Here is a 12588-nt window from a genome sequence, read left to right as displayed (position 1 = left end):
CCCGCTTTCCATGGAAGCGGCCACCGGCGCTGTGTATGGCAAATCCAGAGGTTGATTGTAGCAGGAATAATTCAGGTGGCAAGGGGAGGATAGGCCTTAAGCATCTTTCTTGAATGCAGTTCGATGCAAAGGCGGATATGAAAAGCTGCGGCGCTGTGCCTTGAGAACGAAGGGCACAGCGCCGCAGTAATCCGCTTTCGAGGTGGCTCACCTCGTTTTATTCGGCAGCACCGACGATGGTGTCCACGAGGCCGTCGATGGTGAAGGTGTCGGCCACGAGGTGGGGGGTAAGGCCCAGCTCTTTGGCGGTCTCTTCGGTGACGGGGCCGATGCAGGCCACGGTGACGTTCTCCATGAGGGAGAGGTCGCCGTCCGGGATCATGGAGACGAAGTTTCTCACCGTGGAGGAGCTGGTGAAGGTCACCATGTCCACTTCACGGTTGGTGAGGGCTTCGGCCACTTTTTCGGTGGAGGTGGTGTCCATGGTGGTGCGGTAGACGGCCACTTCGTTGACTGTGGCCCCCATCTTGGTGAGCTCCACAGGGATGACCGGGCGGGCTTCTTCGGCCCTTGGGAGCAGGATCTTTGCGCCCTGGATCTCCTGGTCCTTGAAGGCCTCCACAACGGATTCCGCCACGTAGCTGTCGGGCAGGACATCGGTGCCGATGCCGTATTTTTTCAGCTCGGCGGCGGTGGAGGGGCCGATGCAGGCGGTTTTAAGACCACCCAGGGCCCGGGCGTCCAGGCCTTTTGCGAAGAGCTCGTCAAAAAAGGTGATGACCCCGTTGACGCTGGTAAAGACGATCCAGTCGTAGTCCTTGAGGGTAGCCAGGGCATCGTTTACGGCTGCGGAGTCTTTGATGGGCTCGATCTCGATGGCCGGGGCCTCAAGGCACTCGGCACCCAGTTCCATGAGGCGTGTGGTAAGGCCGCTGGCCTGCTTGCGGGCGCGGGTGACCACGATGCGCTTTCCGAAGAGGGGGCGGTTTTCGAACCACTTCATGGTGTCGCGCAGGGAAACCACATCGCCCACCACGATGATGCTGGGGGACTTGAGCCCTGCTTTTTTGACATCTTCCACAATGGTGGCCAGGGTGCCGGCAACGGTCTCCTGGCGGGTGGTGGTGCCCCACCGGACCAGGGCCACGGGGGTGTCCGAAGGCTTTCCGCAGGCGCTGAGCTTTTCCACGATGTTGGGCAGGTTCTTCACGCCCATGAAAAAGACGATGGTGCCCGACTTGGAGATAGCGTCCCAATCGATGTTGGAGTTCTCCTTCTCCGGGTCTTCATGGCCGGTGACCAGGGACAAGGTGGCGGTGAACTTGCGGTGGGTCAGGGGAATCCCTGCGTAGGCCGGGGCCGCAATGGCCGAGGTCACGCCCGGGATCACCTCCCAGTTGATGCCCTCTTTGATGAGGACTTCGGCCTCTTCTCCGCCGCGTCCGAAGATAAAGGGGTCGCCTCCCTTAAGGCGGGTCACGGTGGCCCCTGTTTTGGCTTTTTCCACCAGAAGGGCGTTGATGCCGTCCTGGCTCAGGGTGTGGTCTCCGCCCTTTTTGCCCACGTAGATGATCTCTGCATCTTTTTTGGCGTGGGCCAGGTGGGAGGGGGCGGCCAGGTAGTCGTAGACCAGGACGTCGGCTTTTTCGATGCACTCTCTGCCCTTGACCGTGATCAGGCCGGGGTCTCCGGGACCTGCGCCCACCAGATAGACGGTTCCGTATGTCTTGCTCATGCTTGGTTCTCCAGGAGTCTCGTAAGGATATCTGCTGCGCCGGCCTCTTTGAGGCGCTCTGCCACGGTGACGCCCAGGGCATGGCCTTGAGCGTTTTCGGCGGTCTCTTGTTCCATGAGGATGCGGGATCCGTCCACTTCGGCCACCAGGCCGCGGATGGTGACGTCTTGGCCGTCGGTTTCGGCAAAGGCGCCCACGGGGATCTGGCAGCTTCCTTCCAGGGTGTTCAAAAAGGCGCGCTCAGCAAGGACCGTGACCCGTGTGGGCATGTGGTTCAAGGGGGCAAGGGCCGCGTCGATGCGGTCGTCCTTTTCCCGGGATTCGATGCACAGGGCGCCCTGGCCCACGGCCGGGAGCATGAGCTCCGGTGCCAGGCATTCGGTGATGTGCTCTCCAAGCCCCAGGCGCTTGAGGCCTGCGGCTGCCAGGATGATGGCGTCCAGGTCGCCTTCCGTCACTTTCCGAAGGCGGGTGTCGATGTTGCCGCGCAGGGTCTCGATCTGAAGATCGGGGCGCTTGGCAAGCAGCTGTGCCGAGCGCCTGAGGCTGCTGGTGCCCACGCGGGCGCCTTGGGGCAGGTTCTCGAAGGTGAGGCCGTTTTTGGAGATGAGGGCGTCCCTGGGGTCTTCGCGTTCGGGGATGGCGCCGATTTTGAGGCCCTCGGGGAGGTCTGCGGGCATGTCCTTCATGCTGTGGACGGCCATGTCGATGCGTCCGTCCAGGAGGGCCTCTTCGATCTCTTTGACAAAAAGGCCCTTGCCCCCCACCTTGGCCAGGGGCACGTCGAGGATCTTGTCCCCTTTGGTTTTGATGACGAGGAGCTCGCAGGTGACCCCTGTGTGGAGTCGTTCCAGTTCAGATTTGACCCAGTTGGCCTGCCAGAGGGCCAGCTGGCTCCCCCGGGTGCCGATGACAATTTTATTTTCCATCAGGAGCCGCACCCCGCGCAACTTGTGGCTGTGCAGCCGGTACAGGAAGAGCCGGAAGCCGATGAGGAGGAGATTTCACCCCCGGCTCCCTTGCTGACGAATCCGCAGCGGGACATCAGTTTGGCAACGTTTTTGTCGCCGCATTTGGGGCAGCTTTCCGGGTCTTTTCCTCCCATGACGAGGTACTCGAACTCGTGGCTGCACGCACCGCACTTGTATTCATAAATGGGCATGGTCTCACCTCATGGTTATTCGGGTTATGGCCCCTCAGGCCGGGCGTTTAGACGCATCGGACGGGCCTGTCCTTGTGTTCAGGGTTTTTCGGGTACGACACACAATAAGCACCCTGGGGCAGGATGGCAAACGGTGTCGTTAAAAATTTTCGGGAAAGAGGATCCGGTCCACCAGGTCGCAGAGGATGTGGCCCATGAGGATGTGGCTCTCCTGGATGCGCGCGGTGACCCCCACGGGCACGGTCAGGGCGATGTCGGCCATGTCGGCGGCGCGCCCCCCTTTGCCGGTGAATGCAATGGTGTGCATGCCTTCTTTTTCGGCGGCTTCAAGGGCCTTGACCACGTTGGGTGAGTTGCCGCTGGTGCTGATGCCGATGGCCACGTCGTTGATCTGTCCCAGGGCGGTGATCTGCTTGGAGAAGATCTCCTCAAAGCTGTAGTCGTTGCCGATGCTGGTGAGGATGGAGGAGTCCGTGGTCAGGGCGATGGAGGCCAGGGGCACCCGCTCGGTCTGGAACCTGTTGACAAACTCGGCGGCGATGTGCTGGGCATCGGCGGCGCTGCCCCCGTTGCCGAAGAGAAGGATCTTTCCTCCGGCGGTGAGGCTTTCGGCCATGAGGGTTGCAGCGTTAACCAGGCGCTCACCGTTTTCGGCGATGGCCGACTTTTTGGTCTCGATGCTGGCCTGAAGGGTGTCGTTGATGATGTTGATCATGGGCGGGCCTCCACAAGGGTCTTTAGGGCGCCTGCGATGAGGGGGATGTCTCCCTCCTGCAGGGTTCGGGGGTCGAGGATGAAGGTTTCGTTTTCAATGCGTCCGATGACGGGCGGCTCGTTTTGTCTCAGGGCCTTTTCCAGGGCGCTGGCCCCCATGCCGGGGACGGTGATCCCCACGCAGCAGGAGGGCAGCTCCAGAAGGGGCAGGGAGCCGCCGCCGGGCCGGGAGGCAAGGGCCAGGGCCTCAGTGGTGACCGGAAGGCTTGACAGGGCTTCCATGAGGGCGGTGGCCCGTGTCTCTGTCTCTTCCCTGTCCATGGTGATCATGCGCAGGGTGGGGATCTTGGCCACGGCTTCGGCTTCGTCCCGGTAGAGGCGCAAGGTGGCCTCCAGGGCGGCCAGGGTGAGTTTGTCGATGCGCAGGGCGCGTGTCAGCGGGTTTTTGCGGATGGCGTCGATGTGGGTTTTGCTGCCCACGATGATGCCGGCCTGGGGGCCCCCCAAGAGCTTGTCCCCGCTGAAGGTGACGATGTCGGCCCCGGCTTTCACCGACTGCTGCACCGTGGGCTCGCTGGGCAGGCCGTATTGGCCGAAGTCCACAAAGGTGCCGCTGCCCAAATCGTCCATGACGGGGATGCCCCGCTCTTTGCCCAGGGCTGCCAGCTCGGCCACGGAGACCGCCGATGTAAAGCCCACAATGCTGTAGTTGCTGGTGTGGACCTTGAGAAAGAGGCCGGTCTCGTCGGTGATGGCGTTTTCATAGTCCCTCAGGTGGGTGCGGTTGGTGGTGCCCACCTCTTTTAAGATGCCCCCGCTTTTGGCCATGACATCGGGGATGCGGAAGGCTCCCCCGATCTCCACCAGCTCCCCTCGGGAGACCACGGCCTCTTTGCCGTTGACCAGGGTGTCCAGGCAGAGGAGCACGGCCCCTGCGTTGTTGTTCACCACCATGGCCGCTTCTGCCCCGCTGATCTCGCAGATCAACTCTTCCACGGCGGAATAGCGCAGGCCCCTTTTTCCGGTGGCCAGGTTGAACTCTAAGTTGGAGTAGCGGTCTCCCACGGCCTTGATGCGGTCCAGGGCCTCTTCGGCCAGCAGGGACCGCCCGAGGTTGGTGTGGACCACCACGCCCGTGCCGTTGACCACCCGGGTGAGGTTGGGGCGCATTTTTTTTGCGATGAGTTCATGGGCCAGGGTGAGCACCGAGGCCAGGTCCACGGTGGGGTCTGCCCCGGTGAAGATGGCGCGGCGGGTGGCTTCCAGGGCTTCCCGGGCCGATGACGTGAGGACGCTTCGGGGGACCGTCTCTGAAGGGATCTCTGCCGTCAGGGCGTCAAGGAGGGTATCCACACCCGGCAGGGCGCGAAGCAGCTGTTTCTGAGTGTCCCGTAATTCCATTTTTGACTACCTAAAAATATAGTGGGATGCGGCGTGGTGCGGCTTCCCGTATCCGGGTCTCAAGGGACAGGGACGACAGGGAGCCCGCAGGGCCGAAGATGGTTTCATCAGTTCTGCCAAACCCCTTCTTTGTATCTCAAAAGGTCTGCCTCGGCAAATGCTTTTCCCCGCGGGAAGGGGGGCGTTGCAAGGGGTCAGGTGATGGCCAGTTCCGGGCTCCCGGAAAGCACCTGGTGGGGGATGGCGTCCACGATGGCGGGGAAGTCCGAGATGGACATATCCAGAAGCTCCAGCCTGCGGGACAGGGAGTTCATGTCCACCTTGTGGAGGCTGGGGCTGGCGCTGAACATGTGGAACAGGGAGTTGGCCACGGAGATGATGGTCACCAGCTCCCGGTGGGCTTCGGCCTCACACGGGCAGTGGTGGTAGCGGATGGTGTTGGTGATGGAGGCGGGCAGGTCCCATTTTTTGGCCAGCTTGAGCCCGGCCTTGGTGTGGTTGGTCTTCAGCAGCCGGTTCTCTGTCTCCACCAGGTCGTTTTCACCCATGATCTCCCGGTAGAAGAAGGGGCGCGCGCCGGAGACGAACTGATCCAGGACCACCTTGCCCAGGTCGTGGGTGAGGCCGGCCGAGTAGGCGGCAAAGGGGGATGCCTTGCCGCTTAAAGAGGCTATTTTTTCCGCCACCAGGGCCACGCCGATGGCATGGTGATACAGGCCTCCCTTGGCCAGGGAGTAACCGGTGTAGCTGTTGTTGAGCAGTTTTTTTACGGCCATGGCCGTGACGATCTTGGCCAGGGATGCCTGGCCGATGATGAGCAGGGCATCGTCGATGGAGTCGATTCCCCCCTGCCCGCAAAACACGGCGGAGTTGCAGTATTTGAGGACCTGGGCGCTGATTACCTGGTCTTTCCTTACCTCCTGGGAGAGGTTGTGGATGTCGTAGACATCCTCATCGATCATCCGCAGGATTTTCAAGGCCACCTGGGGGATGGGCTGGATGTCGTCCAGTCGGGAGATGCGGCCGTGGGTGGTGTCGTCTGCTTCCTGCTCGTCGGAGAGGAGGGCCGGGATCACTTCGTAGTCGAAGGTCTCCAGGTTGAAGTTGAGGCAGCAGGTAAAAAAGCCTCCGGTCTCGGAAAGGGCCACCTTGATGCCGTGTTTGCCCAGTACCTCTTTGACCACCTCGGCCGTTCGCCCGCCGATGTCGAGGCGGATGTCCTGGTTGCTGACCTTCCCGGCCAGGGCCCCTCCGGCGATGACGGCCTGGAGGCGGGAGATGTCCGCTCCTTCACGGACAAGGCTTCCCAGGAACAGGGGCAGGCCGGTGGCGGCGTATTTTTCCCGGTTGTACTCGGATTTGTGGGAGACGGGCTCGGGCAGGAGGATGTGGTAGAGGCCTCCGATGCCTGCTTCGGCATCAAAGAGGGCAACCCCGACACAGGAGTTGAGGTACGCTTGGAGTATGAGTGGTTTTCGGGCGTTTACCTGGAACGTTCCTGCCGGAACATGATATTTCTGGTAGTAGGTCATACGGAGAGACTCTCTTGCAAGGGGTCGTTCCCATGTGTGGTGAACAAGGCCCTTGCCATGTCGGGTGCCTGTTCAACCGGAATGCGCTCGGACAAAGGACCGGATCGGGTTCGGAGAGGGGACACCTCGGCGGTGTAACCCAGGGGGATGGATTTCTCACCCTGGTGAGTGCAAAAGACCCTTCCCGGCTTTTCAAGCGCTGTTAAGAGAAAAGAGGTAGCACTTTGCTTGGTGTATTGCAACCCAAAAGGCATTAAACTCACTGTTTTTTCATTGTTTTCGAAGAACTGTGCTCCGGTGTGCAGACCACGGTTCCGGCGGGGGCATGTCGAAGGGGTGATGCCAAACGATTTTGATGCTTTATCCTGTGGGAGAAATGGGGTATACCCCCATTGACCATGGTGAGATCCGTGGTCTGTCCCATCCTTTTTATCGCAATCTAAAATATGTAAGGAGGCGCCCTTGGGTCCCCACGATCGTATTATTTTTCCTCTGGATCTCCCTTCGGAGAAAGAGGCGCTGGCGTATGCCGCCCTGCTCTCCGGCAAGGTGGGGTTGTTTAAAATCGGGCTTGAGCTTTTCCTGGAGTGCGGGCCGTCCATTGTGGAGAAGGTTCGCAAGGCGGGGGCCGCGGATATTTTCCTGGACCTGAAGCTCCATGACATTCCCGTGACCGTGGAGCGGGCCGTGGCCCGTGTGGCAGATCTCGGCGTGCGGTTTCTGACGGTGCACTGCGGGGAGTCCGAGGCCATGCTCAGAGGCGCGGTGGCCGGCAGCCAGGGCAAGGTGGGGATTTTGGGCGTCACGGTGCTCACCAGCGTGGGGTCCGAAGACATCCGCAAATCCGGTTTCCTGCCCCAGTATGCCGAGGACATGAGGCAGCTCGTGGTCAAGCGTGCGGTGATGGCCCACACCTGCGGGTGTGCCGGCGTGGTCTGTTCAGGCCACGAGGCATCCGTGATCCGTGACGCCGCTGGCGACGGGTTTTACACGGTGACACCGGGTATTCGCCCGGCCTGGGAAGGCACGGGCGCGGACGACCAGAAACGCGTGATGACACCTGCCGCCGCCATTGCCGGTGGCTCCGACTATCTTGTCATCGGGCGGCCCATACGGGACGCTGCCGATCCTGCGGCGGCCGCGGACAAGGTGGCCGAAGAGATCGCCGAGGGGCTTGCCGCACGGCCCTGATCCCTGTAGCCATGGACCCGGAAGACACCTTTGTTTCGAAGTAACTATTCAGCTTATGCCTCCGGCGGCCCTGCCGGGGGCTAAACTTTTAAAAAGTTTAACAAACAGGTTTTAAAAAATCATTTTGAGTGAATTTTTACTTTAAAGGCGGATGTGATTTGACCCGAGGAACGAGGGGCAAAACACATCCGCAACCTGCTTTCAAGGTGGCACACCTTGCCGCCGGAGGCTGTTTTTTTTGGCTGAATAGTTACGTTTCGAATAAAAAAGCCCGACCCGCATGATGCGGGTCGGGCTTTTGTCGTTTGGCGGCCTTTACCCTAACCCGGATATGTCACGCGTCACGTGTTTCCATGGTCAAGGCATCGAAATATCCGGGTTAAGGGGTGTTGAGTTCCATGGCGTGATACCGGCCGAGGGAGACGGTTTCGGACCTGATGAGGTCGCCCTTGTCTCCGTAGTAGAAGAGTTCCACGTTGCCCAGCTTTTTGCCGGTGAGGTGATACTCCATGAGGGTGTAGTCCCCGTGTTGATTAAAGTGGGTGATGGTTTTGTTTCGGTTGTTTTTCGTGCTGAACAGGGCGTGATGGAAGGTGTCGCTGCGTCTGAGGACACCTTTTTCGTTGTAGTGGTTGAGCTGTTTGAAGATGCCCTCAGGGCCGTCGTAGAGGGGATCTCCCTTGGAAAAGACCGTGGTGGTGGTTTTGCCGCCATACAGGTTGTGCGTCAGGGTGGTTCGGGTGGTGCGGGCGCCCGCCGTTCCCGAGATCCCCTCGGCCAGGAGCTCGATGGCCTTGTCCTTCCGGGACATGGACCCGGCTTTGCGCTTGAGCTCACCGTCTTTCAAATGGTCTTTGGCCAGCCTGTTCTGTTTGCCCGCAGCTTTCTGGATATCGGAAAGGGCCAGGCCGAACTGGCCGGTCTTTTCGTAGGCAAGGCCCCGGGAGTAGAGAACGTCCGGGTCGTTGTGCCGGAGTTCCAGGGCGCGGTCGAAGTCCACGATGGCCTTGTAAAAAAGTTTCAGGCTGTGCCAGGCCAGACCCCGGTTGTAATACGCTTCAAAATAGTCTGGGGAGGCTTTGATGGCCTGGGTGTAGCTGGTGACGGCCTCCATGTAACGACCGGCCTTGAAGTGGCGGTTTCCCGTATCTTTTTGCGCCACGGCTGCCTGGGAGGGCCGGGAGGACACGGAGGCCTTGGCCCGGGCCGATGCCGGGGCAGCGAGCAGCAAGAGGGCCAGGAGGGGGAGGAAAAGTTGTTTCATGGTCACGTCTCGGGTTGTGAGGGCTTCCCACGGGGCCCGGGGAGCCGTTCGGGCGGTATGGTCGGGTTGTCGGGAACCTGCAACGGGGAGCAGCACCCTCCCCCGGATAGCTCACGAAATCGTCAGGTGCATTTGGGCCTGGTCGCTTTCTCATGACATATCCGCGCTTGGAGCCTGAGCCTGGGGTCAGGGATGGCTATTCTATAGATCGGGGGTGCAAAGGCTGTCAAGGACAGGTCGGGGGCGTGCGGGCATCCGGCGGTGCGTGGGATATAATGGGGTTTTGTTGTATAAATAATTGACATTATAACGGTTTTTGGTGTAATGTAAAGCAATTTGAAGCGGTGCTTGTTGCGGGGACCCACGGCCATGATCCTGGTCGTTGGCCCCAAACCTGAAACACCGCGTCCATCCTGGTTCCTTTGCCCGTATCGTGACCTGCTTTTTCTCCGAATTCAACGAAGACCACCACCCACCCCGGTAGACGGGCTGTATGCACGGGTCTTTTTCCGTGCCACACCCCTTGCATGGGCACAGGAAGACCGTATCCCCGCCTTATCCGATCTATGACCAACGGGCGTGCCATGAAACGACCTGACCAGAGAGACATGCTCAAGGAAAAGGTACTGGAGTGCCATCGGCTGGCCTGTGCCCTGAGGATGAAGGAGCATGCCCTGGCCCACTCCCTCAATGCGGTTTTTTTCGCCGATTCTCAAGGAACCGTGTTTGACGTCAATCCCGCTTTTTTGAGGTTGTGGGGGTATGGGGAGACACAGGAGGTGCTGGGGGCAAAGCTGGATCGTTTTTTTATCCTCAAGGGGGGGCTTGGCCAGTGGCGCAGGGGGGTGGGGCCAACGGGGGAGGCACTCCGGGAGATGACGGCCGTGAAAAAAAACGGCACCGTCTTTCCCGTGGAGGCTGCCATCAGCCTTTTTCAATCTTCGGGCCGGGGGCCCTCAGGGCTCATGGGGGCCTGCGTGGCCCTGGCGGAAAAGAGCCGCACCGAGGAGTTCAAGCGGCAGTCCCTGAAGCTCCTTGCCCTGGGGCACCTTTCAGCCGGGCTGGCCCACGAGCTGCGAAACCCCCTGGCGGTGATCAGCTCCTGTGCCCAGTTCAGCATCGAAAACCTCACCATCGAAAGGCCGCTGGCAGAGAACCTGAAGGTGATCTACCGAAACAGCCAGAAGGCAAGCCGCCTGATTGAAGAGCTGCTCTCCTTTGCCAAGCCGTCCAACCTGGACTGGAAACGGCTGAGCGTCAACGCGCTTTTGGCCCATGTGGTGAAGATGGCCCGTCTGGAGGCCGGCCAGGGGAGGATCCAGACCTGCCTCAAGGCAGACCCCAACCTGCCCCGGATCGTGGGGGACAGGGAAAAGCTGGAACAGGTTTTTTTGAACATCACCTTGAACGCATTCCAGGCCGTGGCGCACCAGGGGCGGGTGACCCTGACCACGCGGCATGTGAAAACGGCCAACATGGTGGAGGTCAACATCATCGACAACGGGCCGGGGATTCCCGAGGAGTATCGGGAGCAGGTGTTCGATCCGTTTTTTACCACCAAAGACAACGGCACGGGCCTGGGGCTGAGCATTTCCCATGCCATCATCAAACAGCATGGCGGGCAGATACGCATCAGCGGAGACGCGCGGCACGGCACCGACATGTCCATTTTGCTGCCCATCGGGAAACCGTAACGGGAACGGAGACTGGGAGGCTGGATGAACAACCCCACAGAGGCGATGCAGAAAAAGATCATGGTGGTGGACGATGACCAGGACTTTCGCTGGGCCATCTCCAACGTGCTTTCCCTTGCGCGGTACGACGTGAGGCAGGCCCCCAACGGGGACGACGCCCTGAAGCTTTTAAACGACGACATGGCAGACCTGGTGCTTCTCGATCAGAGGATGCCCGGCCAAGACGGCATTGCCGTTGCCGAGTGCCTGTACCGGCAGTACCCCTCCCTTCCCATTATTATGGTGACGGCCTACTCCGAGGTGAAAACCGCGGTGAAGGCCATGAAGATCGGGGTCCGCGACTACGTCACCAAGCCGGTCAACAACAACGACCTGCTTTACCTCATTGAGGAGGCGCTGCAGCACGCGGATATTTTAAACCGCAACCTGCCCGGGGCCGGGCGGTGCGTCGGGGAGAACCCCCTGTTTGAGACCATGGGGCGGAGCCATGCGGTGCAGACCCTGGCCTGGAAGGTGGAGAAGGTGGCGGCCAGCGATTTGACGGTGCTCATCGAAGGGGAGAGCGGGGTGGGCAAGGAACTGGTGGCCCAGACCATCCATGCCTTGAGCCCCATGAAGGAGGGGCCTTTTGTGGCGGTGAACTGCGGTGCCATCCCGGAAACCCTCATCGAAAGCGAGCTCTTCGGATACATGAAGGGGGCCTTTACCGGTGCCCAGGAGAATAAACCGGGGTTTTTCGAGCTGGCCCAGGACGGCACCCTGTTTTTGGACGAGGTGGGCTGCCTGCCCTACGGTGCCCAGCAGAAGCTGCTCAGAACCGTGCAGGAGCGCTGCGTGCAGAGGCTGGGGGCCAAGCGGGCCCAACCCGTGCGGATACGGATTGTGGCGGCCACCAACCAGGCCCTGGACCGGGACCGTCATGCCGATCGTTTCCGGTCGGACCTGTACTACCGGTTGAAGGAGTTTTACATCCGGGTTCCGGCCTTAAGGGAGCGCAAGGAGGACATTCCCTATCTTGCGAAACGGTTTTTCAACCGGAATCGCAAACGGTCCTACGGCAGGCAGGTTACGGGGTTTTCCGACGAGGCCATGGAGGCCCTGCTTGCCCATGACTGGCCCGGCAATGTCCGCGAATTAAAGAACATTGTGCGTCAGGCTGCCCTGATCTGCGAAGGGCAGCTCATCGAACCGGGGTGCCTGGCGCTCCATGCCGAAGACGAGGTGATGGCCCCTGCCGCGTTCCCGGTTCCGGCCACGGGCCTTGGGGGGCGGTCCCTCACCGATGCCATCAAGCATGTTTCCGGCCTCTGGGAGAAGGAGATCATCCGGGAAACCTTAAAACAGAGCCGGGGCAACAAGCGTGAGGCCGCCCGCCGGTTGAAGATCGATTACAAGACCCTGTATCGCAAACTCAAATCCCATGGGCTCGGCGGCACGGGGCACTGACGGTACCTGTCCTGTCACCATATCCCTCATTCTCATCTGTTTCTTTCCTGATTTTCTGCGAATACGCATTCGCACCATCCAGAGTTTTTATAAAACCACGACCTCTGCAGCTCTGATGCCTTACCTGGATGCCTCGACTCGTGAAATATCCGGGGTATGGCACCGGTGCCCCATGAGAGTCAGCCCTGCCACGGGTTGCCATTGGGGACGCGTCAGGGGGTAACTCACTATGAATAAAGGATCTTTTTGCGCGGTCTTTCCGGCGGGGGATCCCCGTCTGGTTCCGTTGCAGGGAAACCGGGGGTGCCGGTGTGGGGTGCGGGTGCCCTTCTCCGGACGGGTGGCAGAGCGCCGGAAGCCTTGCGTTTCAAGCGTTTTTCGTGATCGCGGGCGGTGGTACGCATGTTGCATTAACTTGATGTAATGCATAGCCAATTTTCATCGATTCA

At 60.4% G+C, this 12588-nt stretch carries 10 protein-coding genes; 3 read left to right on the top strand and 7 right to left on the bottom strand.

The genetic code is table 11. From position 1 onward, the window contains the following. Positions 1–217: 217 nt before the first annotated feature. The 6 genes from cobA to MSL71_RS03535 all read right to left on the bottom strand — a co-directional run bounded on the left by cobA (position 218) and on the right by MSL71_RS03535 (position 6544). Complete coding sequence (cobA, locus tag MSL71_RS03560; RefSeq protein ID WP_180137276.1) at positions 218–1735, bottom strand: uroporphyrinogen-III C-methyltransferase; 1518 nt, start codon at positions 1733–1735, stop codon at positions 218–220. Beyond that, on the bottom strand, positions 1732–2664 hold the full coding sequence (gene hemC, locus MSL71_RS03555) for a hydroxymethylbilane synthase (RefSeq protein ID WP_218950938.1): 933 nt from the start codon (positions 2662–2664) through the stop codon (positions 1732–1734). Before hemC ends, cobA begins: the two co-directional genes overlap by 4 nt. Beyond that, positions 2664–2897 carry an FmdB family zinc ribbon protein gene (locus tag MSL71_RS03550; protein WP_180137275.1) on the bottom strand — a complete coding sequence of 78 codons (234 nt, stop codon included), beginning with the start codon at positions 2895–2897 and terminating at the stop codon, positions 2664–2666. Before MSL71_RS03550 ends, hemC begins: the two co-directional genes overlap by 1 nt. Positions 2898–3036: 139 nt before the next feature. Then, positions 3037–3612, bottom strand: a complete 576-nt coding sequence (locus MSL71_RS03545; protein ID WP_180137274.1) for a D-sedoheptulose-7-phosphate isomerase — start codon at positions 3610–3612, stop codon at positions 3037–3039. After that, positions 3609–5012, bottom strand: a complete 1404-nt coding sequence (selA, locus tag MSL71_RS03540; protein ID WP_180137273.1) for an L-seryl-tRNA(Sec) selenium transferase — start codon at positions 5010–5012, stop codon at positions 3609–3611. The genes MSL71_RS03545 and selA overlap by 4 nt, the downstream gene beginning before the upstream one ends. Positions 5013–5206: 194 nt before the next feature. Continuing rightward, entirely contained in the window at positions 5207–6544 is a 1338-nt protein-coding gene (locus MSL71_RS03535) for an HDOD domain-containing protein (protein ID WP_180137272.1), read from the bottom strand. 462 nt (positions 6545–7006) lie between these two features. Between MSL71_RS03535 and pyrF the strand changes: the two genes are divergently transcribed. Next, positions 7007–7735, top strand: coding sequence for an orotidine-5'-phosphate decarboxylase (gene pyrF / locus MSL71_RS03530; protein ID WP_180137271.1), 729 nt, complete (start codon positions 7007–7009; stop codon positions 7733–7735). Between the two features lie 379 nt (positions 7736–8114). Here pyrF and MSL71_RS03525 read toward each other — a convergent pair whose 3' ends face one another. Then, positions 8115–8999, bottom strand: a complete 885-nt coding sequence (locus tag MSL71_RS03525) for a tetratricopeptide repeat protein (RefSeq protein WP_180137270.1) — start codon at positions 8997–8999, stop codon at positions 8115–8117. Between the two features lie 584 nt (positions 9000–9583). Here MSL71_RS03525 and MSL71_RS03520 point away from each other — a divergent pair. Both MSL71_RS03520 and MSL71_RS03515 read left to right on the top strand, forming a co-directional pair. Further along, positions 9584–10693 carry a two-component system sensor histidine kinase NtrB gene (locus MSL71_RS03520; RefSeq protein ID WP_180137269.1) on the top strand — a complete coding sequence of 370 codons (1110 nt, stop codon included), beginning with the start codon at positions 9584–9586 and terminating at the stop codon, positions 10691–10693. A 24-nt stretch (positions 10694–10717) separates the two neighbouring features. Continuing rightward, the gene (locus MSL71_RS03515; protein ID WP_180137268.1) at positions 10718–12139 is read left to right on the top strand and encodes a sigma-54-dependent transcriptional regulator; all 1422 of its coding nucleotides are present in this window, start codon (positions 10718–10720) and stop codon (positions 12137–12139) included. Positions 12140–12588 lie beyond the last annotated feature (449 nt).

Source organism: Desulfoluna butyratoxydans (assembly GCF_900699765.1).
Taxonomy (GTDB): domain Bacteria; phylum Desulfobacterota; class Desulfobacteria; order Desulfobacterales; family Desulfolunaceae; genus Desulfoluna; species Desulfoluna butyratoxydans.
Note: the sequence above shows the minus strand (reverse complement) of the source record. Positions and strands in the feature narration are given on the sequence as shown.